The organism is Kitasatospora azatica KCTC 9699 (assembly GCF_000744785.1).
Taxonomy (GTDB): domain Bacteria; phylum Actinomycetota; class Actinomycetes; order Streptomycetales; family Streptomycetaceae; genus Kitasatospora; species Kitasatospora azatica.
Map to the genome: position 1 here is coordinate 986,938 of NZ_JQMO01000002.1, position 21,103 is coordinate 1,008,040.

A 21,103-nucleotide genomic window follows, 5' to 3' on the forward strand; every position below is an offset into this window, starting at 1 on the left:
AGTGCCCGCGAAATCGCTTCAAGAACTGGTCGACCTGGCCCGGACCCGCTCGCCGTTCTACGCCGAGCTGTACCGCGATGTGCCGCAGACGATCTCGCACCTCACCCAGCTCCCGATCATCGACCAGGATGCCTTCTGGGCTGCCAACGCCTGGCCGGGAAACGGGGTGTTGACCGGACCGCTGACCGACGCCGGGGTCTACCGGACCGGCGGCACCAGCGGCGTCCCGAAGCTCTCCCCCTGGACCCGCACCGAGCACGCCGACTCGGTGACCGCCTTCGGTGCGGGCATGGTGCAGGCCGGTCTCAAGCCGGGGCACCGGGTGGCCAACCTGTTCCACGCCGGCGAGCTGTACGGCGGCTTCCTGTACATCGAGAACGCCCTGCACTTCGCGCCGGTGGAGAACGTCCGCCTCGCGATCGGCGCCGTCGTGTCCGCCGACTACGTCGCCGACCTGGTCACCACGCTGGGCGTGCACGTGTTGGCGGGTGAGCCGATGCGGCTGAGTACGGTGGCCGAGAGCTTCGTCAAGCGCGGCGAGAGCGCGGACTCGGTGGAACTGCTGCTCTTCGCCGGCGACCTGCTCTTCGCCGACCTGCGCCCCCTGCTGTCCCGAGCCTTCCCGAAGGCGGCCGTCTCCTCGCTCGGCTATGCGTCGAACGACGCGGGGCTGGTCGGCTCGCCGGTGCCGGGGGACGACGTGCGGGTGCACGAGGCGTTCCCGAACCGGGTGATCGTGGAGATCGTGGACGACGCGACCGGTGAGCCGATCACCACCGCCGGTGTGCCCGGCCGGCTGCTCGTCACCAACCTGTTCCGCACCCTGATGCCGACCATCCGCTACCCGGCCGGTGACCGCGCCGAGTGGGTCGACCCCGAGCGTCAGCGGTTCCGGCTGGTCGGCCGGTCGAACGAGGGCGCCCGGGTCGGGGCGGTCGCCATGCCGGCCGAGGAGGTCCGCGAGGCGCTGCTCGCCGCCGACCGGGACCAGTTCATCTCCGGCATCCAGATGGTGCAGCGCCGCTGGGACGGACGCGACGGCCTCATCCTGCGGCTCGGGTGCCTCGAACAGCCGCCCGCCGAGCTGACCGAGCACCTGGTGGCGGCCGTCTACGCCTACCGCCCGCTCTACGTGGAGGAGATGCGGCTGGGGTCCATCCACCCGCTGACCATCGAGTGGGTGCCGCGGTCCGAGCTGTTGACCAACCCGCTCACCGGCAAGCTGCGCCAGGTGGTGGACGAGCGCCCGCCGGCCTGACCCGACTCGCGGCAGGCAGCCGGGCAGCCGGGCAGGTCCCGCTACTCGGCTGCCTGCTGCGGTTTTCCGGCGAGCATCACGCTCTGGCCGCGGAACTCCGCGACCACCTGGCCGGCTGCCTGACGGACCGTCACATCGTAGATGCCGCTGCGCCCGGCGCGCGCCCGCTCCACCGCCTCGGCGACCAGCTCGTCGTCCACCGCCGCCGGAGCCAGGAAGGTGACCTGCGCGGCCTGCGCCACAGTGACCGGCCCGTAGCTGTTGCAGGCGTACGAGAACGCCGCGTCGGCCAGCAGGAACAGGTAGCCGCCGTGCGCCATGCCGTGCCCGTTCACCATGCTCTCGGTCACCCTCATGCGCATCACCGCCCGCCCGGCGGCCACCTCGTCCAGGGTGATCCCCAGCGTCCGACAGGTCCGGTCGCGCTCGTACAGCGCGGCGATCCTGGCCTGCCCCACACCAGTTGACCCGATGTCCGTGCCCATGACGTCCTGCTCTCCCCCGGAAACAGCCCGACCCATCAGCCACACTGTATCGCCGCTACGGCAGGCTGAGCAGGCCGATCACGTGACCGTCCTCGTCCACCACGGGCCAGGCGTCCAGGCCGCGCGAGCGCATCGTGGCAGCGGCCGCGCCGGCGGCCATGCCGGCGGTGGCAAACGGGGCAGGTGCGGTGCGGGTGCTCGCACGGTGGCTACCCGGCGCGGGCGACGCGCCGGGTGGCTCCGCTCCGCTCGCCGGACGTGCCGGCCCGCGAGTGCCGGTCCGCGGCGGTGGGGCGGCGGCGACCGCGGTTGGCGGAGGCGCTGCGACGGGGGCGTTCGACCACCGGGGCGGCGACCACGACGGGGATGCCGGTGGGCACTCGGGCGCCGGTGATCCGGGCCAACTCCTCGTCGCCGGAGTGGATCCGGGTGGATTCGGGGGTGATGCCGGCGGTGGCCAGCATCCGGGCCGTCTCGCGACGCTGGTTGGGCAGCACCAGGGTGACGACGGTGCCGGACTCCCCGGCCCGGGCGGTGCGCCCGCCCCGGTGCAGGTAGTCCTTGTGGTCGCCCGGCGGGTCCAGGTTGACGACCAGGTCGAGGCCGTCGACGTGGATGCCCCGCGCGGCGACGTTGGTCGCGACCAGCGCGGTCACCTGGCCGTTGCGGAACTGCTCGAGGGTACGGGTGCGCTGGGGCTGGGACTTGCCGCCGTGCAGCGCGGCGGCCTTCACCCCGTTGGCCAGCAGGTCCTGCACCAGGCGGTCGGCGCCGTGCTTGGTGTCGATGAACATGATCACGCCGCCCTCGCGGGAGGCGATGCGCGCGATCGTGGCGTTCTTGTCACCGTTCTGCACGTGCAGGACGTGGTGCTCCATGGTGCTGACGGTGGCGGTGGTGGGGTCCACGGAGTGGGTGACCGGGTCCTTCAGGAAGCGGCGCACCAGGCGGTCGACGTTGCGGTCCAGGGTCGCGGAGAACAGCATCGTCTGGCCGCCGGCGGCAACCTGCTCGAGCAGCCCGGTCACCTGCGGCAGGAAGCCCAGGTCGGCCATCTGGTCGGCCTCGTCGAGCACCGTGACGGCGACCTCGTCGAGCCGGCAGTCGCCGCGCTGGATCAGGTCCTTGAGCCTGCCGGGGGTGGCGACGACGACCTCCGCGCCACGGTTCAGCGCCTGCGCCTGACGGCCGATCGACATCCCGCCGACCACCGTCGCCAGCCGCAGTCGCACCGCGTGCGCGTACGGGGTGAGCGCCTCGGTGACCTGCTGGGCCAACTCCCGGGTGGGCACCAGGACCAGGGCCAGCGGCCGACGGGGTTCGGCCGTCCGGCCGGCGGTTCGCGCGAGGACGGCGAGGCCGAAGGCGAGGGTCTTGCCGGAGCCCGTCCGGCCCCGCCCGAGGACGTCGCGCCCGGCGAGCGAGTTCGGCAGCGTCGCGGCCTGGATCGGGAACGGCGAGCTGACCCCGTGCCGGACCAGGGTGGTGAGCAGGGCCCGCGGCATGTCCAGCTCCTCGAAGGAGTCGACGGCGGGCAGCCCCGGTGCGTTCTGGTACGCGGGGCGAGTGGAACGGTTCATGCGAAAACCTTCCTCAAGGCGGCACGCACGAGGAAGGCTCCACAGCGCCAGGCACCGGCAGAGATCACAACGAACGGGCCAATGCCGAGGGGCCCGCACCGGGCGTGTACGCGGTGCGGGCCCCTCGCTGCCAGGCGGTTGCCGTGGCAGAAAAAACTACAGCGGGCGAATGTTCTCCGCCTGCGGGCCCTTCTGGCCCTGCGTGACGTCGAACTCGACCTTCTGGCCCTCGAGCAGCTCACGGAAGCCGTTGGCGTTGATGTTCGAGTAGTGGGCGAACACGTCCGGACCGCCACCCTCCTGCTCGATGAAGCCGAAGCCCTTTTCCGCGTTGAACCACTTCACGGTGCCATTAGCCATAAAAATAATCTCCTTCAAGGGAGTCGGAAAACAAAAAATGCGCCTGCGGCACATCAGCAGGCGCACACAAAGTTCTTGGGAACCACTACTGCAACTATTCAGACTGTAGCAGGCCCGGCCCCCAACAGTGGAAAACGGCTAAGATCCACTGCATTCGCCGACCTCGGGAGGGACCGCCGACCATGACCACCCAGCCGATTTTCCTTGTCCTGCCCGGCTACGAGGGCTCCGGCCCCGAGCACTGGCAGAGCCGCTGGGAGGCGGCCGACCCGGCGTTCCGGCGCGTGGAGCAGGCTGACTGGGACCGTCCGGTGCTGAGTGACTGGCTGGACGTGCTGGACGAGGCGGTGGCCGCCCAGCCGGGCCCCGTGGTGCTGGTCGCGCACAGCCTCGGCTGCGTTCTGGTGGCCCACTGGGCGGCGCAGCGGTCCGCGTCGGCGGTGGCCGGGGCACTCCTGGTGGCGCCCCCGGACATCGAGCGCGCGGGCGTGGCCGAGCTGGCGGGGTTCTGCCCGATTCCGCTGAAGCCGCTGCCGTTCCCGAGCATCGTGGTCGCCAGCTCGGACGACCCGTGGTGCATGCCGAAGCGCTCGCAGCAGTTCGCGGCCGCCTGGGGTGCCCGCCTGGTGGAGGCGGGGGCGTACGGCCACCTCAACTCGGCGTCCGGACTGGGTGACTGGCCGGCCGGCCGGGAACTCCTGGCCCAGCTGCACGACTGAGCCGAAGCCCGGTCTCAGGGCCGGATGTTGTGGTTGACGTGGAACAGGTTCTCCGGGTCGTAGGCCCGCTTGGTGTCGACCAGGCGGGCGTAGTTGTCGCGGTAGTTGTCCGTGACCCGGTCCTGGTCGTCGGGGCCCATGAAGTTGACGTAGCCGCCGGCCGAGGAGTGCGGGGCGACCGCCGCGTAGTAGTCGCGGACCCAGGCGGTGTTCGCCGCGTCGTCGGCCGGGTCCGGCCACATGCCGGCGATCACCGTCGCGAAGCTCGCGTCGCGGTAGGAGAAGGCGGTCGCTTCCGGGGCCACCCGGTGGCAGGCGCCGTTGACCGGGTAGATGTGGCAGGTCGAGGTGACTACGGGCACCGTCGGGCCGTGCACCGCGTGCGCGGCGATCGCCCCGTCGGTGAGCTCGGTCGCGAAGGCGGCCTTCCAGTAGTGCTGGAGTCCCGGCGGCAGCAGCGCGTCGAACAAGCCCTGCAGGGCCGGGTACGGCATCGGGGTGACGAGTTCGAAGGACACCGGCGCCGCTTCGCGGAACGGCTGCACGGCCTGCTCGCCTTCCTCCAACGGACCGGACCAGCAGACCACTTCGAGGATGAAGGTGTCGCCGTGCCGGTCCTGCGGAATGAACGGCAGCGGCGGTGCGATCTGGAAGGCGGGAAAGGCTCCGAGCTGTTCCGGGGCCGTCGCGATGTGCTCGCGGTAATGCCGCAGCACCGCCTCGACATGCTCCAACTCGTAGAAGAACAGCCCGACATAGACGTTCTCGAGCGGGCTGAGCCGGTACTCGAAGGAGGTGACCGCGCCGAAGTTCCCGGAGCCGCCGCGCAGCGCCCAGAAGAGGTCGGGGTGCTCGCGTTCGCTCACCACCAGCAGTCGGCCGTCGGCCGTCACCACATCGGCCGAGAGCAGGTTGTCGCAGGTCAGGCCGAGGCTCCGGGCCAGGTGGCCGAAGCCGCCGCCCAGGGTCAGGCCGCCCACCCCGGTGGTGGAGACGATGCCGCCGGTCACCGCCAGCCCGAAGGCATGGGTCGCCGCGTCCAGGTCGGACAGCGTCGCCCCGCCCTCGACCCGGGCCGTCCGGCTGGTCGGGTCGACCCGGACTCCGCGCATGCCGGACAGGTCGGCGACCACGCCGCCCTCGCAGGTGCCGTAGCCGGGGACGCTGTGCCCGCCGCCGCGCACCGCCAGGTCGAGCCCGTTCTCCCGGGCGAAGCCGACTGCCGCGAGGACGTCGCCCGCGTTCACACAGCGCACCACGGCCGCCGGTCGGCGGTCGACCATGCCGTTGTAGACCCGGCGGGCCTCGTCATAGCCTTCGTCACTCGGGGTGATCACCCCTCCGTGGACGCGGTTCGTCAGATCTTCGATCGTCGGTTTGCCCATCACGCGCTCCCGCCGTGCCGTGCGGCCTGTTCCCACGCTACTCCCCTACGGGGACACCGCAGTTCCGAGCGAGTCGGCGCCCAGGGTCTTGGGGGCGCCCTTCTCGTAGAAGACGTCGAGTTCGGTGATGGTGAAGCCGGCATCGGTCAGCAGGTCGACGATCGGTCGAGTCAGGTGGCATCCGTCGAACAGCCGTTGCTGCAGCGGGTCGAGCCGGCGTTGCCAGCGACGGACGTTCTCGTCCGGGGCCAGCCCGTGCTCGATGAAGTGCAGCGTCCCCCCGGGCTTGAGGACCCGCCGCACCTCGCGCAGCGCGCCGGCTGCGTCCGGGATGGTGCACAGGGTCCAGGTGGACAGGGCGGCGTCGTGGCTGTGGTCCGCGAAGGGCAGGGTCTGGCCGTCCAGACCCGCGCGCTGCACGGGGACGGTGGCCGCCGCCAGCCGCTTGGCGGCCAGCTTCCAACCGACGTCGGAGGGGTCGACCGCGTCCACCCTGGTCACCGCGGCGGGGTAGAACGGGACGTTCAGCCCCGATCCGAATCCGATCTCGACGACCTCGCCCGCCAGACCCGCGCAGACGCGGCGCCGAAGCTGTTGGGCCTCCTTCATCCCGCAGGCCGTGTTGATCATCCGCGGGACGACCTGCTCGGCGTAGAACCCCATGGCAGCCTCCCTCACTCGTCACCAGTCTGGCATTCCGCCGGGCTCACCGCCGCTACCTGCCACCGGGCGGGCCGCCTACCCGACGCACGAGCTCTCGTGTCGATCGTGCCGGCCGTATCGATCGTGTCGATTCCGGCCCGGGCCGTTCGTGTAGGCCCTCGACGGCTACCACCTCTACCACGCCGTCCGCGCCGACCTGCCGCACCGCCTGGGCCGAGACGCCAACGCGGCGGCGGCCTACGAAGCCGCGCTCACCCGCACCCACAACGCAGCCGAGCGCGACTTCCTGGAGACCCGCCTGCGGGAGCTGCGCGGGGCGAGGTCCAGCCTCGGGGAATCGCTCGGGGAATCATGAGTGGGCCACGGAACAGATGGCCGGACCGATGCGAAGACGGTGCCTGTTCCGCGCCACCAACGAGTACACCCGGCGGGCACAGAATCGCACGCCCGGGAAGCTGACTGCGGCGGCGACCAGCCGGTACCGGCGGGCCGGCGATGATCCGGTGTACCGGGCCAGCGCCTCTGCTCCACCCGCGCGAACCATGCCGTCCTGGAAGATCAGCACTTCCCGGTCGAGCCGCGCGAGGTGCGGGGTGGTGAGCTGCTCCGGGAGTGCCTGCCAGGGCAGGGCGCTCATCCGGGGACCGGCCAGTCGGCCGATCCGGTCGATCGCGGCCTGGCAGAAGCCGCAGTCCCCGTCGTACGCCAGGACTGGCTCCGCGCCGCTCATCGTTCCCGTGTCCATTCCACCTGCTCCTCCTCGGCTTTGACCCGCTGCCTCAACCGACCGCCCCGGACTGCGGCGGTACCAGTGAGGCATCTGCACCCGCCAGGGCCCCCGCACCGGCGCCGGCCTTGCCGCGGAACGCGCGGCGCCGGGCCTGTCCAAGGGAGGTGAAGAACCGGTCGGGCAGGAACACGGCATCTGCGATGACCATCGCGCCGGAGAAGAGCGGGAGCCCGAGGACCACCGCGATACCCACGTGCATCCCGAGCAGCACGGCCAGAACGGGGTACTTGTACCGGCCGAACAGGACGAACGGAAAAGCCACTTGGAGCAGCACGGTCAGGTAGCTGGCGGCGGCGACCACCATCTGGTGACCGTCCAGCAGGTGCGACAGCGCGGGCCACGGCCGGAACAGCTCGAGGTTCAGGACGTAGTGGAGGGCGGTCCCGTCTCGCCACAGGCCCCCCTGCACCTTGTACAACCCGGCTGAGCCGTAGAGGAAGCAGACCTGAGCCGCGATGACGAACATGCCGCAGTTGTGGAACGCCGTAACCAGCATTCGTCGGCAGGACCCGAGCTGATGCCAGAGGCCGGCCGCTCCCGCTGGTGGTGACGAGGTCGCGGCGCTGTCGGCGGAAGCCCGGAGACGGGCTCTGCGTGCGTCCAGGGACCAGCGTCGGCCACACGCGGTGAAGCAGAGGTAGACGGCCATGAGGAGGATGACGTTGTCTCCTCCGTCCGTCATGAAGATGGCCCTCGCGTGGAACGAGGCCACCACGACCACGAAGAGCAGGGACACAGCCCTGGTCCGCCAGCCGATCATGAACAGTGCGGCCGTGACGAGAGCCAGGGCGTAGCAGACCTCGAAGTACGTCCGACTGTCGGACAGGGTGAGGAAGCTGGCCCAGCCGGTCTGGTCGAACAGCTGGATCGCCAGCGCGGGCGTCCACGGGGAACCGGGACCCCAGATCTCCTCGCGGTGCGGGAACTCCCTCAGCAGGAAGACGAGGTAGAGCAGTCCGTAGCCGATGCGCAGCGTCGCGGCGGCGTAGCGGGACACCGGCCGCTCGGTCACGGCGGCGAAGAGCGCACCTCGGCGAGCGGGCCCCATGACGGTGCGCTGCACCGGCGGAGCCGCCAGTGATGCCTGGTCAGTTGCCATTCGGTGCCACCTTCCACCACGGCAGGTACCTGGTGTCGACAGAGGTCTTGGCGATCGGGCGAGGGTGGCTCGGCTGCGCGGGGGGCTCGATCGGCCGAGTGACCACCCTCAACTGAATGGCTTGGAAGGTGCCGCGCTGATGAGCGGTGAGCCGCTCCACCGCGATGTTTCGCAGGTACTCCTGGAACATCAGAGCACGCGCCGAGTGCGCTTGATCGTCGTTTCCATGCGATTCCAGATAACTGGTCCACGCTCGGCGCAGCATGTTCTGAGCGGTATGACTGGGGAAGGCGTTGTGCTGCACATCGGCGTCATCGACAGCCGTCAGGTCGAACCAGTCGCTCGTCTGGCGCGTGCCGTCCGCAGCGATGCTCTCGGTCCTTACCGAGACCTGCCGGGAGACCGACTCCGGATCTGGAGCGAAGAGCCGCCAGTTCTGCTCGAACAACGGATAGATCCACGCATTGATCTGCTGGCTGTAGCGCTGCGAGATCTGGTTCGACGGAGCCACGTACAGGAATACCATAACGACGTGGACGAGGGAGACGGCCAGGAAGAGGGCTACTGCGCCACGCGTTACTGCTCGCAGTACTCGCGACCGTCCTGGGGGTCCTGCCGGTGGTCCGGAATCGCTGGTCGAGGGTTGCCCGGCCGACGCGACTGCGGTGCTGATCGTGCCCTCGACCGTCGGGCTCGATTCAGCCACGTCCGTCGACTCACTGCCGCCGCCCACGCGGCTGCTTCCGGTCCGTCCCATCCTGGGTGCTCCCCTCGAATCTGCTTCCCCTGAGCTTCTTGCGCGCATCCGACTCCCGTCGGGCGACACTCCCGAGTGCCGTCATTTCCCCCCGATTTGGCGGCGCGGCGGCACGTGGCCGATCCTGACGATCCGTCACGTGTCGCCGCACTCGGCAGACCCCCGAATCAGCTACGAGCTGGCAGGCTCACAGCACTTGTTGGAGTCGCAGTGGTCACCGCAGTGATCACCGTGGTCGCCGTGGTCACCGTGGTCACCGCACTCACCCCACTGGTCGCAGGGGCCGCAGTCGTGACCGCCACCGGTTTCGCCACCGGTCGAGCCGCCGTTGTAACCACCGGTCTCGCCGCCCGTGTTGCCGCCGTTGTAACCACCGGTCTGGCCGCCCGTGTTGCCGCCAGTCGTGCCGGCCGTGTAGCCGCCGGTGGTTCCCGCCGTGGTCGCGCCGGTGGCGCCGCCCGTCGTGGCGCCGCCCGTGGTCGCGCCGGCCACCACTCCACCGAGGAGCCCGCCGGTGTTACCCGCGACGAGACCGCCCAGGACTCCGCCAGTGCCACCGCCGACGAGACCGACCGTGGTACCGCCGGTCGTGGCGCCCGCGACCAGGCCGCCCGTGACGCCGGCCGTAGTGGTGCCGGTGGTGCCGCCCGTGGCACCGGCCGTGGTGGTGCCGGTGGTGCCGCCCGTCGTCCCGCCCGTGGTTCCACCGGTGGTGCCGGTGGCGCAGGTCTCACGAGTGATCACGTTGCTGTCCAGCGTCACGGAACCGTTCCGCGCCAGCGCCCGGCCGTCGATGCTCGAACCGGTGGTCACGGTGATCGACGTCAGCGCGAGGATGTTGCCCACGAAGGTGGTGTTGGTGCCGAGCGTCGCGGAGCTTCCGACCTGCCAGAAGACGTTGCACGGCGCGGCACCGTTGATGAGGAGCACGCGGCTGGCGGTGGCCGTCTTCAGGGTCGAGGCGGCCTGGAAGACCCAGACGGCGTTGGGATCGCCCCCGGCGTCCAGCGTGAGGGTGCCCGTCAGCTCCAGCGTTGGGCCGCTGTAGACGCCCGGAACCAGTCGCTGACCACCGAGGTCCGCGGAAATGGTGGCATCCGGGCTCTGGGCGGCGTCGTTGTACGCCGTGGTCAGGTCGTTCTGCGCCTGCAGGGCGACGGCGTCCATCTGGTGGATGGTCCCGTTCACCAGGCCGGGCGGAAACCCGCTGATGGCCGAGCCCGGACTCACACCAATGTCTCCCGTGATCACGGAAGGTCCGGTGTTGGTGATCGACTGGCCGCCCAGCACCGCGAAGCTGTCCGCCGTCCCGAGCGGGACGGCGGTGGCGATGGCCTGGGCCCGGATCGGCGTCAGCACCACCGCGAAGGCGGCGATCAGCACCACCCCCACGATCCAGGTGGAAAGGGTGCGCCAGGGTGGTGCAGTGGAGAAGTTCGATGTCATATGGAAGCCTATTTCTGTTGGGAAATACGGCGTTTCGCACGCCTTCGAGGCGAACCGGCTCAGGATTACTCGGGGATCTTGGTTTGCATGCGATCTATATGGATGAACCACGCGCTTCTAGGTGTCCACGAAATAGTGTCAGATAGTTGTGGATCGACACGGAGAAGCTGCCCGGCCCCACTGAGCCTGGACTGGTGGGTTTTTCACCCACCATGGAGAAAAAACTGGAGTTGGCGCGCGACGTGCGGACCTGGCCGCGAAAGCGCCCTGCGAATGCCGATAGTTGACGAAGGGTTGGACTGCTGTGACCACCGAGCGGCGATCGCCCTGCGATCAAAAAACAGTATCCATGGCGGTGAACCGTTTCCTGTCAGGCGTCGCCGTTGGTCACCGAGACGGCGTAGCCCGCCGTGCCGATCGCGCCTCGGGCTTCAGGTGCGAGCCTCAGGAGGCTGCCCGGGCCTGCTCGGTGATGTTGCGGGCCATCCCGCCGAAGACGACCGCGTGGAAGGGTGCGACCGACCACCAGTAGGCGTGGCCGGCCAGTCCGTGCGGGTGGAACAGCGCTCGCTGCCGGTAGTGCGTGCCGCCCTCGCCGTCCGGGGTGACCGACAGCTCCAACCAGGCCAGGCCGGGCAGCCGCATCTCGGCGCGCAGCCGCAGCAGCCGTCCCGGCTCGATCTCCTCGACCCGCCAGAAGTCCAGCGAGTCGCCGACCCGCAGCCGCGCCGGGTCACGCCGTCCGCGGCGCAGGCCGACACCGCCGACCAGCCGGTCCAGCCAGCCGCGCAGCGCCCAGGCGAGCGGGAAGGAGTACCAGCCGTGCTCGCCCCCGATGCCCTCGACGATCTGCCAGACGGCGGACGGGGCTGCCTTGACGGCGCGTTCCCGGACGTCCTGGTAGAGGCTGCCGCCCGCCCAGTCGGGGTCGGTGGGCAGCGGGTCGCTGGGCGCGCCGGGCAGGGAGGCCGAGGACCAGCGGGTGGCCACCTCGGCTTGACGGATCCGGCGCAGCGCGAGCTCCACCGCCCGGTCGAAGCCGGTCAGTCCGCCCGTCGGGTCGGGCACCCAGCGGGCGATGTCGTGCTCGCCGCACACCACCTCGTGGCGCAGCGACTCGACCAGCGGCCGGGCGATGACGTTCGGCACCGGGGTGACCAGGCCCACCCAGTGGCTGGACAGCCGCGGGGTGAGCACCGGCACCGGGACGATGACGCGTCGGTGCAGCCCGGCGACCCGGGCGTAGCGCTGCATCATGCCCCGGTAGGTGAGGACCTCGGGCCCACCGAGGTCAAAGGTCCGGTTGAGCTCGGCCGGCAGCTGGGCCGCGCCGACCAGGTAGCGCAGCACGTCCCGTACGGCGATCGGCTGGATCCGGCTCGCCACCCAGCTCGGGGTGACCATCACCGGCAGCCGCTCGGCGAGGTAGCGCAGCATCTCGAACGAGGCGCTGCCGGACCCGATGATCACCGCGGCGCGCAGTTCGGCGGTGGGCACACCGCTGCGCCGCAGCGTGCGGCCGACCTCGGCGCGCGAGCGCAGGTGGGGGGAGAGCTGCTGTTCGGGTACCCCGCCGGGGATCAGCCCGCCCAGGTAGACGATGCGGCCCACGCCGGCCGCGGCGGCGGCCGCACCGAACGCGCGGGCGGCTGCACGGTCGGTCTCCTCGAAGCCGGGCCCGGTGCCGAGCGAGTGGACCAGGTAGTACGCCACGTCCACCCCCTCGAAGGCGCCGGGGAGCGTGTCGGGCCGGGTGACGTCACCGGTGGCGGTCTCGACCTTCGCCCGCCACGGCTGGTCGCGCAGCCGGCCGGCGTCGCGGACCAGGCAGCGCACCGGGTAGCCCGCCGCGAGCAGTTCGGGGACCAGGCGGCCGCCGATGTAGCCGGTGGCGCCGGTCACCAGGCAGCGAAGCGGGGTGGAAGGCTGGTGGTGCATACCGGCTCCTCCGCCCGGTGGCGGCAAGCCGCCGGGCACTGTTCGGTTTCCGGGTGCTCGGTGGACCCAGGATCTCGCACGGTGCTCGGGGCCGACAACCGGGCGGATGCCTTCCGTGCTGCGGCCCGAGTGGCTACCCTCCAGTAACCACGGTCCCCCGCCGATCGGTTCGGGACCCGCTGCCGATCCCCTGCCTGCGGCCCGCGGTAGGAGCCAGCGACCGCGACCGCCTTGTATGCCGAGGAGCACCATGCCCAGCCCGACCCGATCCGCCCGCCTGCTGAGCGGCCTGCTGCTCGTCGCGGGCGTGGCGCACTTCGCCGTGCCGCGCCCGTTCGACGACATCGTGCCGCGCAGCCTGCCCGGCGAGCCCCGCACCTGGACCAGGCTCAGCGGAGTGGCGGAACTCGCCGTCGGCGCCGCGATCGCCTACCCGCGGACCCGCCGGGCCGGCGCGCTGGCGGCGGCCGGGCTGTTCGCGGCCGTCTTCCCCGCGAACGTCAAGATGGCGTACGACTGGCGGCACCGGCCGGCGCCGCTGCGCGCCGCTGCCGTGGCCCGACTGCCGCTGCAGATTCCGCTGGTCGCCTGGGCCCTGCGGGTCGCCCGCAGCTGAGCAAGGGGCAGGAGGCAACGGACAGGAGGCAGGGCGTAGGAGGCAGGAGGCGGGGGGCTCTCGGCCCGGGGCTCAGTCCAGGCCCCGGGCCCGCCGCAGCCGATCGGTGAGCGCCCCCGGGGCGATGATCGGGGCCGGGTAGTCGTAGCGGTCGGCGAGCAGCCAGGGCCGGTGCACGGCCCGGCCCGGCACCTGGGCGAGCTCCGGCACCCAGCGGCGCACGTACGCGCCGTCCGGGTCGTAACGGTCGGCCTGGATCAGCGGGTTGAGGACCCGGTTCGGGCGGGTGTCGGTGCCGGTGCCGGCCACCCACTGCCAGTTGAGCTGGTTGTTCGCCAGGTCTCCGTCCACCAGCAGGGCCAGGAAGTGGCGGGCCCCGATCCGCCAGTCCAGGTGGAGCGACTTGGCGAGGAAACAGGCCGTCAGTAGCCTGGCCCGGTTGTGCATCCAACCCTCGTGGGCGAGTTGGCGCATTCCGGCGTCGATGATCGGGTAGCCGGTGCGGCCCTGCCGCCAGGCCTCAGCCTCGCGCTCGTCGTGGTGCCAGCGGTCGTGCCGGGTGCGGTAGTCCCGGTGCGCGGCGTCGGGCCGGGCCGCCAGCACCTGGTGGTGGAAGTCCCGCCAGGCGAGCTGACGGACGAAGGCCTCCGCGCCCTCGCCGCCGCGTTTCGCCGCGCGCGCCGCCAGCTCGCCGGCGGACAGGCAGCCGAAGTGCAGGTACGGGGAGAGTCGGGAGGTGCCGTCGGCGGCGAGAGCGTCGTGCAGGTCCGCGTAGGCCGCGAGGTCCCACCGCCGCCACCGCGCGCGCCCGGCCGTCTCGCCCCCGAGCGGCAGCGCGGGCGAGACCCCCTGTGCGGTGGGCAGCTCCTCGCCGTGCGCGGTCTGCGGGGTGTGCAGCGCGCGGGGCGCGGGCAACACGGCCCGGCGGGGGACGCGCTGCCAGGCCCGGTGGTACGGGGTGAAGACCGCGTAGTGGTCCTTCCCGACCGGGGTGACCTGGCCGGCCGGTACGACGGTCAGCACGGCGTCGTGGACGTGCAGTCGGTCGCCGAGCAGCTCGCGCAGGCGGGCCTCGCGGCGCTGGGCGAACGCGCTGACGCCGGCGGCGAGGTGCACGCTCGTCGCGCCGGTCTCCTGCGCGATCCGGGCGGTCTGCTCGACGGCATCGCCGTGGCGCACCACCAGCCGGGAGCCGATCCGGCGCAGCGATGCGTCCAGGTCGGCGAGGCAGTCGGCGAGGAAGGCGCGCCGGTTGGCGGCGGCGAAGCCGGCGGCCTCGACCGCAGGATCCACCACGAACAGCGGGACAACCTGGTCGGCGGTGGCACGGGCGGCGTGCAGGACGGGGTTGTCGTGCAGGCGGAGGTCCTGGGTGAACAGGGCGACGGAGATGGTCATCGGCGAGCCTCGGGGCTGGTCGGTACCGCTGGTCGGTCGGGCGGTCGGGCGATCGGGCGACGCGGCCGGTTACCACCCACAGGGGATGGCCCGGCAACACAAGAACATGGCGAATCCTTGTTCGCCGCGCGGAGTGCGGCGGATGGGTCCGGGCCGGTCCGAGAAGCGAGTTCACCCGGATGGCTGACGCCGGCAATCCGCCGTCGCCCGACGCCGGCCGCCTGCTCCAGCAGCAGGGCCACCAGCCGCGGCGGGGCGATCGGCCGGACAGGGCCCGCGCGGCGCGCCCGGCCGTGTCTGACCGGGTTCGCGCGGCGGCGTTGCGTACGGTCGACGGTGTCGCCGAACCCCGTTCCGCGGACCAGGCGAACCTCGTCGAAGGAGACCGAAGCCGTGCAACGCAAGTGGTGGACGCTGACCGCCGTTTCGGTCGCGACGTTCATGCTGCTGCTCGACATCACGGTGGTCAACGTCGCCCTGCCGTCCATCCGCAAGGACCTGGGCGCGACCTTCACCGACCTGCAGTGGGTGTTCGACGCCTACACCCTCTCACTGGCCGCTCTGGTGCTGACGGCCGGTTCGCTCGCCGACCGGCTCGGGCGGCGCCGGGCCTTCGCCGCCGGGCTGGTGATCTTCTCCGCCGCCTCGCTGCTCTGCGGGCTGGCGCCGAACCCGGTCTTCCTCAACATCTCCCGCGCGGTGCAGGGAGTCGGCGGCGCGCTGATGTTCGCGGTCTCGCTGGCCCTGGTCGCGCAGGAGTTCCCGCCCGGCCGCGAGCGCGGCACCGCGATGGGCATCTACGGGGCGACGATCGGGATGGCCGTCGCGGTCGGGCCACTGATCGGCGGGGCGATCACGGACTCGCTCGGCTGGCAGTGGATCTTCTACCTCAATGTGCCGATCGGCGCGGCGGCCCTGGTCGTCACCTACCTCAAGCTGGCCGAGAGCCGCGACCCGAACGCCACCCGGATCGACTGGGCCGGGGTCGCGGCCTTCAGCAGCGGACTGTTCCTGCTCGTCCTGGCGCTGGTGCGGGGCAACGCCGAGGGCTGGGGCAGTGCGCTGATCGTGTCGCTGTTCGCCGGCGCGGCCGTGCTACTCACCGTCTTCGTCCTCGTCGAACGCCGCGTCCCGGAGCCGATGCTGCCGCTGGGTCTGTTCCGCCGGCACGCGTTCACCGGAGTGCAGCTGGCCGCGTTCGCGGTCTCCAGCTCGCTGTTCGCCCTGTTCCTCTATCTGACGCTGTATCTGCAGAACTACCTCGGCCTCTCGCCGTTCGCAGCGGGCGTGCGCTACCTGCCGATCACCGTGCTCAGCTTCGTCGTGGCGCCGCTGGCCGGTGTGCTGCTCTCCCGGGTGCAGGCCCGGCTGATGCTCTGCGTCGGCCTGGTCGCGGTCGGCGCGGGCATGCTGCTGATGGGCGGCATCCAGCCCGAGGACACCTGGACCGGCCTGCTGGCCGGTTTCCTGGTCGGCGGTGCGGGCGTCGGTCTGATCAACCCGGTGATCGCCGATGTCGCGGTGAGCGTGGTGCCGAAGGAGAACAGCGGCATGGCGGCCGGCATCAACGACACTTTCCGGCAGGTCGGCATCGCGGTCGGCATCGCCGTCTGGGGGGCGATCTTCGTCGGCCGGGGCTCCCAGACCTTCCGCGACCTGACGGCGGGCACACCGCTCGCGGAGGGAGCCCGTCCGCGCGAACTGATCGAAGCCTCCTCCTCCGGCAGCCTGCCGCAGGCGCTCGCCGCCCTGCCCGAGCCGGCCCGCGCGGCCGCCTCGACCGCCGCCCGAGCCGGCTTCCTCGACGGCCTCAACCTCGTGCTGCTGCTCGGCGGTCTGGTCAGTCTGGTCGGCGCCGGCCTCGCGCTCTGGCTGGTCCGGGAGGACGAGATCGACCGCCAGGCGTAAGCCCATCGACCGTCAGGCCCAGGCCTTCTGACGGAGGCGACCACCAGTGCGCATACCGCAGACTGGGGGCCGAACACTCGACAGACGGAGGATGGTTTCCATGGCTGACCGGCCCTTGACGTTCATGGCGGTGCACGCCCACCCCGACGACGAGGCCACCGGAACGGGGGGTGTACTGGCGCGGTACGCGGCGGAGGGCATCCGCACGGTCCTCGTCACCTGTACCGACGGCGCTTGCGGTGACGGTCCGGGAGGCGTCAAGCCGGGCGAGCCCGGGCACGATCCGGCGGCCGTCGCCGCGATGCGTCGTCGGGAACTCGAGGCGAGCTGTGAGGTCCTGAAGGTCGGTCACCTCGAGCTGCTCGAGTACGGCGACTCCGGGATGATGGGCTGGCCGGCCAACGACGCGCCCGGGTCGTTCTGGCGCACGCCGGTGGACCAGGCGGCCGCCCGCCTCGCCGAGCTGCTGGTGCGCTACCAGCCCGATGTGGTCGTGACCTACGACGAGAACGGGTTCTACGGCCACCCCGATCACATCCAGGCGAACCGGATCACGACGGCGGCGCTGGCGATGACCGGGATGACTCCGAAGGTGTACTGGACGACGGCGCCGCGTTCGATGATGCAGCGCTTCGGCGAGGTCATGCGCGAGTTCGGGGCGGACTGGGAGGAGCCGGATCCGGCGGAGGCCGACGCCATGCCCGAGATCGGGCTGCCCGACGAGGAGATCACCACCTGGGTGGACACCAGCGAGTTCGGCGGCCAGAAGTTCAACGCGCTGGGCACGCACGCCAGCCAGAGCGAGAACATCTTCTTCCTGAAGATGGGTGAGGAGAGGTTCACGCAGCTGATGGGCGTGGAGACCTTCGTCCGGGTGCAGGACACCACGGGGGCGGCCCTGCCCGAGGACGACCTCTTCGCCGGACTGCGCTGATTCGGCTGCGCCGAGTCCGAGGAGCTGCGCAGCGCTGCGGTTGCCGTTGGCCCTGCCCCGGGCCACCGTAGGGAAGTGGAGTCCAGCAGCGGCCACCTGGCGATTCGGTGGCCGCGTCCTCCCGGCCCGAGCGCAAGGAAGCAGCACCTATGACCGAGGCCCGCCCCGGAATGGACCGGTACCCCGCCGACGGACCGGCGGGGTTACCCCCACGGCCGCAGAACGACCGCCACGAAGCCGTCACCGACCTGCGGCGCATCGGAATCGACCCGGACTTCTGGTACCCGGTGGCCGTGGCCCGAAAGGTACCCAGGGGACGCACCTTCGCCGCCGTCTTCGCCGGTGAGCGGATCGTGCTGTACCGCGGCCGCAGCGGCAAGGTCTACGCCCTGGAGGACCGGTGTGCGCACCGTCAGGTGCCGCTGAGCCTGGGCGTCGTGGAGGGGGAGGCGCTGCGCTGCTGCTACCACGCCTGGGCCTACCGCGGAAACGGCCACATCTCGCAGATCCCGTACCTGCCCAAGGGGTGCGAGCGGCCACCGCGCGGCGTGCGGTCGTACCCCGTCCGCGAGGCCTACGGCCTGGTGTTCGTCTTCCCCGGCGACCCGGCGAAGGCCGAAGCGGCGCCGTTTCCGGTGCTGCCCGAGTTCCACGCGGCCACGCACCGGACCATGACGTTCTCCCGCACCGTGCGGTGCCACTACTCGTTCATGCACGAGAACCTGCTGGACATGAACCACCAGTTCCTGCACCGGGGTGTCCTGGGCAGGATCCAGCCGGAGCTGCTGGGGTACGAGAGCGGTCCGCGGTTCGTCGAGGCCCGCTACCTGTTCGTCCCCGCCGGGGGCAGGAAGGACCGCGGTGCCGGTCTGCTGTCCGCCGAGGGGCTCGGCGGCCGGGACACGCCCGATGTCGTCACCATCCGCACCGAGTACCCGTACCAGACCCTTCAGGACGTTCCCGACGGTGCCGAACTTCCGGCCTTCTCGCTCTGGGCGGCCTACGTGCCGGAGGATGCCGAGCAGCGCACCAACCACGCCTACGGCCTGCTGATGATCGCGAAGCCGCCGGTCCCCGGGATGCTCCAGCTGGCGTGGCCGCTGATCCGGCGCTTCACCGAGCGGGTGTTCGCCCAGGACCGGATGGCGGTCGAGGCCGAGCAGCGGGCGTGGGACGAACAGGGCGAGGACCGGAACCACGAGGTGTTCCCGTTGATCCTGGACGTCCGCGACGTCCTGCGGGCCAACGGCGTGCCGCTGCGTCCGGAGGAAGCCGGCAGGGGCGGAGCACAGTGCGCGCCGCCGAGCGTCAACGGCTCGCCGGAACGTCCCAGCCCGGCGGCCGACGGGACCCCCGGTCACTGACCCTGCGCCAGACATCAAGCCAGGCTTAAGGGAAGGTAAAGCCGCGAGCCCGGACACAAACTCGCAGGTCAAACCCGTGTAAGCAGCGTTGGTTGACATTGCCATGACGGCTGCCCCTCCGTAGTATCCAGGCCCAAGGGCGACGCCGCGTCAGATCTGAGAGCGCTCTCTGAAGCGCCCCACAGTGGCGCGCCCGGCTCGGAGACCCGTCCCTTCTCCCAGACAAGGGTGCATGCCCATGGCAGCTGCTCATCGCGGAAGCCGTTGGTCCTTCGGAGGCCTCGTCCTCATCCTCACAACCGCCCTGGTGGCAGCCGTGATCATGTCGACGACCGGCTCCGGTGCCGAACGAGCGGGCGCCGCCGTCACCGCCCAGACCTGGTCCGACGACTTCGACGGACCCGCCGGCGCCGCCCCCGACCCCGCCAAGTGGACGTACACCGCCGCCCACGATCTCACCAACACCGGTGCGGACAAGTGCCTGGATGCCAAGGGCAACTCCTCGTCCGACGGCACCAGGCTCCAGATCTGGACCTGCGGCGGCGCCAACCAGAAGTGGACGGTGGGCTGATCCGGCGGCCGCACCGGCAGCTCTCCCTCCCCTCCTCCCCCACCAGACCTCGCGGAGAACGGACCCCCACACCATGACGCCGCGTCACCAACGACCGATATCCCGCCGGAAGCTCCTCTTCGCGACGGCGGGCGCCGCCCTGGCCGTGCCCGCCGTGGCGACCTGGCTCGAGGCGAGCGCCCGCGCCTCGACGACCGCCACGCTCCCGCTGGACCTGGTCAACACCACTGGAAGCGCCACCGTTTACGCCTACGTCCTCGGCCGTGACCCCGCCGCGGGCGGCACCTGGGCCTTCGTCCAGGCCGACGGATCCACCCTCTACCACCCCCCGTCCCCGGCCAACGACCAGACCCCGCTGGGAGCCGACTGCGCCATCGCACTCAACGCGTCCGGCGCCGGCCCGCGCAGGGTGACACTGCCGCACCTCGACAGCGGGCGCATCTACTTCTCCGTCGGCGAGAAGCTCACCTTCCTGCTGAACCGTGGCGGCGGCCTGGCTCTTCCGTCGGTGAGCAACCCGACCGATCCCAACGCGAACGTCCGGCACGACTTTTGCGAGTTCACGTACAACAACGACCAGTTGTACGCCAACATCACCTTCGTCGACATGGTGTGCCTTCCGATCGCCTTCCAGTTGGAGACCGGGCAGGGCGTCCAGACGGTGCGCGGGCTGCCCTCGGACGGGCTGTCCCGGGTCGCCGGCGCGCTGCGGGCCCAGACCGCCGCCGACGGCGGTGACTGGAGCCGGCTGATCGTCACCGAGGGCGGCGGCGACCTGCGCGTGCTCAGCCCCAACCTGGCGATCCGCGGCGACAGTTCGCTGTTCAGCGGCTACTTCGACAGCTACGTCGACCAGGTGTGGACCAAGTACCGCACCACCGACCTGCGCATCGACACCCAGTTCAGCTGGGGCACCGTCACCGGCCGGGTGAACGGCGACACACTGACCTTCCCCGGGATCGGCGGCTTCGCCAGGCCCTCGACCCTCGCCGTCTTCTCCTGCAGTGACGCGCCCTTCACCACGGGCAACGACGTCATGGGGAACCTGAGCGCGCGGCTGGCCGCCGCCTTCAACCGGACCACCCTGCTGGACAACCCCGACCAGCCGGACGCGGAGAACCCTTCCGCCTTCTACACCCGCGCCCGGACCAACCACTACGCCCGTATCCTGCACAGCACCACCCCGGACCGGCTCGGGTACGCCTTCCCCTACGACGACGTGCACCCGGCCGGGGTGGACTTCGAGGGAAAGGTGCAGTCGGGGAGCCCGGTCCGGTTCACCATCACCGTCGGCGGCCTGGCGGGCGACCCCGGGCCCGGTGGCAGCGGCAGTCCCACTCCGACCGCCACCGCCACCGGCGGCGGGGTCAGCGCCTTCAGCACCATCCAGGCCGAGACGTTCAACGCCCAGTCCGGAGCGCAGGTCGAGGCCTGTTCGGACTCCGGCGGCGGCTCCGACGTGGGATGGCTGTCCAACGGCGACTGGCTCAAGTACACGGCCGTCGACTTCGGCACCACCGGGGCCACCCGCTTCAGCGCCCGCGTCGCGTCCGGCGCGGCCGCCGGGGTGAGCGGCCTGGTGCAGGTCCGGCTCGGCAGCCCCACCGCCGCGCCGGTCGGCAGCATCGCCATCGCCGCCACCGGCGGCTGGCAGAGCTGGCGCACCGTTCCGGCCGACATCACCCGGACCACCGGCACCCACGACGTCTACCTCACCTTCGACAGCGGCCAGCCCGCCGACTTCACCAACCTCAACTGGTTCACCTTCGGGTAGCACCTCGCGCCCGAACCGGTCGCGGCGCCGGGCCGCCCCGCGCGGCCCGGCCACGATC

General features: G+C 71.2%; 19 protein-coding genes and 1 pseudogene. 8 read left to right on the plus strand and 12 right to left on the minus strand.

The window, feature by feature from the left end:
• Nucleotide 1: 1 nt before the first annotated feature.
• The gene (locus tag BR98_RS04645) at nt 2-1,258 is read left to right on the plus strand and encodes a phenylacetate--CoA ligase family protein (RefSeq protein ID WP_035840376.1); all 1,257 of its coding nucleotides are present in this window, start codon (nt 2-4) and stop codon (nt 1,256-1,258) included.
• Between the two features lie 41 nt (nt 1,259-1,299).
• Here BR98_RS04645 and paaI read toward each other — a convergent pair whose 3' ends face one another.
• From paaI to BR98_RS04660, 4 genes are all read right to left on the minus strand, one after another.
• Nucleotides 1,300-1,779 (minus strand): hydroxyphenylacetyl-CoA thioesterase PaaI, encoded by a 480-nt coding sequence (gene paaI / locus BR98_RS04650; RefSeq protein WP_083976352.1) that lies wholly within the window; start codon nt 1,777-1,779, stop codon nt 1,300-1,302.
• A gap of 19 nt (nt 1,780-1,798) precedes the next feature.
• Nucleotides 1,799-1,903: a CBS domain-containing protein gene (locus tag BR98_RS42250; protein WP_324606656.1), complete on the minus strand. Its 105-nt coding sequence runs from the start codon at nt 1,901-1,903 to the stop codon at nt 1,799-1,801.
• A gap of 49 nt (nt 1,904-1,952) precedes the next feature.
• Nucleotides 1,953-3,374, minus strand: a complete 1,422-nt coding sequence (locus BR98_RS04655) for a DEAD/DEAH box helicase (protein WP_407639437.1) — start codon at nt 3,372-3,374, stop codon at nt 1,953-1,955.
• A 105-nt stretch (nt 3,375-3,479) separates the two neighbouring features.
• Complete coding sequence (locus BR98_RS04660) at nt 3,480-3,683, minus strand: cold-shock protein (RefSeq protein WP_030918248.1); 204 nt, start codon at nt 3,681-3,683, stop codon at nt 3,480-3,482.
• A 182-nt stretch (nt 3,684-3,865) separates the two neighbouring features.
• Here BR98_RS04660 and BR98_RS04665 point away from each other — a divergent pair, with 182 nt between their 5' ends.
• A complete protein-coding gene (locus tag BR98_RS04665; protein WP_035840382.1) occupies nt 3,866-4,402 on the plus strand; it encodes an RBBP9/YdeN family alpha/beta hydrolase in 537 nt (178 codons plus the stop codon).
• Nucleotides 4,403-4,416: 14 nt separating this feature from the next.
• Here the strand turns inward: BR98_RS04665 and BR98_RS04670 are convergent, their stop codons facing one another.
• The 7 genes from BR98_RS04670 to BR98_RS04700 all read right to left on the minus strand — a co-directional run bounded on the left by BR98_RS04670 (nt 4,417) and on the right by BR98_RS04700 (nt 12,480).
• Nucleotides 4,417-5,787 carry an FAD-binding oxidoreductase gene (locus BR98_RS04670; RefSeq protein WP_035840385.1) on the minus strand — a complete coding sequence of 457 codons (1,371 nt, stop codon included), beginning with the start codon at nt 5,785-5,787 and terminating at the stop codon, nt 4,417-4,419.
• Nucleotides 5,788-5,832: 45 nt separating this feature from the next.
• Complete coding sequence (locus BR98_RS04675) at nt 5,833-6,450, minus strand: class I SAM-dependent methyltransferase (RefSeq protein ID WP_035840386.1); 618 nt, start codon at nt 6,448-6,450, stop codon at nt 5,833-5,835.
• Nucleotides 6,451-6,799: 349 nt separating this feature from the next.
• A complete protein-coding gene (locus tag BR98_RS38975; RefSeq protein ID WP_035840387.1) occupies nt 6,800-7,195 on the minus strand; it encodes a thiol-disulfide oxidoreductase DCC family protein in 396 nt (131 codons plus the stop codon).
• 34 nt (nt 7,196-7,229) lie between these two features.
• A complete protein-coding gene (locus BR98_RS04685; protein ID WP_198042124.1) occupies nt 7,230-8,339 on the minus strand; it encodes an HTTM domain-containing protein in 1,110 nt (369 codons plus the stop codon).
• On the minus strand, nt 8,329-8,850 hold the full coding sequence (locus BR98_RS04690) for a DUF5819 family protein (RefSeq protein ID WP_232247240.1): 522 nt from the start codon (nt 8,848-8,850) through the stop codon (nt 8,329-8,331). Before BR98_RS04690 ends, BR98_RS04685 begins: the two co-directional genes overlap by 11 nt.
• Nucleotides 8,851-9,267: 417 nt before the next feature.
• Nucleotides 9,268-10,653, minus strand: a complete 1,386-nt coding sequence (locus BR98_RS04695) for an ice-binding family protein (protein ID WP_232247241.1) — start codon at nt 10,651-10,653, stop codon at nt 9,268-9,270.
• Nucleotides 10,654-10,986: 333 nt separating this feature from the next.
• On the minus strand, nt 10,987-12,480 hold the full coding sequence (locus BR98_RS04700; RefSeq protein WP_035840390.1) for an SDR family oxidoreductase: 1,494 nt from the start codon (nt 12,478-12,480) through the stop codon (nt 10,987-10,989).
• A gap of 250 nt (nt 12,481-12,730) precedes the next feature.
• Between BR98_RS04700 and BR98_RS04705 the strand changes: the two genes are divergently transcribed.
• Nucleotides 12,731-13,096 (plus strand): DoxX family protein, encoded by a 366-nt coding sequence (locus BR98_RS04705; RefSeq protein ID WP_035840393.1) that lies wholly within the window; start codon nt 12,731-12,733, stop codon nt 13,094-13,096.
• Between the two features lie 72 nt (nt 13,097-13,168).
• On the opposite strand, the gene BR98_RS04710 is transcribed toward BR98_RS04705, so the two are convergent.
• Nucleotides 13,169-14,494, minus strand: coding sequence for a cryptochrome/photolyase family protein (locus BR98_RS04710; protein ID WP_035840396.1), 1,326 nt, complete (start codon nt 14,492-14,494; stop codon nt 13,169-13,171).
• Between the two features lie 393 nt (nt 14,495-14,887).
• Here BR98_RS04710 and BR98_RS04715 point away from each other — a divergent pair, with 393 nt between their 5' ends.
• From BR98_RS04715 to BR98_RS04735, 5 genes and pseudogenes are all read left to right on the plus strand, one after another.
• Nucleotides 14,888-16,402 carry an MFS transporter gene (locus BR98_RS04715; RefSeq protein WP_035840398.1) on the plus strand — a complete coding sequence of 505 codons (1,515 nt, stop codon included), beginning with the start codon at nt 14,888-14,890 and terminating at the stop codon, nt 16,400-16,402.
• Between the two features lie 100 nt (nt 16,403-16,502).
• A complete protein-coding gene (locus tag BR98_RS04720) occupies nt 16,503-17,336 on the plus strand; it encodes a PIG-L family deacetylase (protein ID WP_035840401.1) in 834 nt (277 codons plus the stop codon).
• A 149-nt stretch (nt 17,337-17,485) separates the two neighbouring features.
• Nucleotides 17,486-18,700 (plus strand): aromatic ring-hydroxylating oxygenase subunit alpha, encoded by a 1,215-nt coding sequence (locus tag BR98_RS04725; RefSeq protein ID WP_035840404.1) that lies wholly within the window; start codon nt 17,486-17,488, stop codon nt 18,698-18,700.
• Nucleotides 18,701-19,127: 427 nt separating this feature from the next.
• Nucleotides 19,128-19,271: pseudogene (locus tag BR98_RS37475) on the plus strand (ricin-type beta-trefoil lectin domain protein); the annotation flags it as partial.
• Nucleotides 19,272-19,344: 73 nt separating this feature from the next.
• Nucleotides 19,345-21,045 (plus strand): beta-1,3-glucanase family protein, encoded by a 1,701-nt coding sequence (locus BR98_RS04735; RefSeq protein ID WP_035840408.1) that lies wholly within the window; start codon nt 19,345-19,347, stop codon nt 21,043-21,045.
• Nucleotides 21,046-21,103 lie beyond the last annotated feature (58 nt).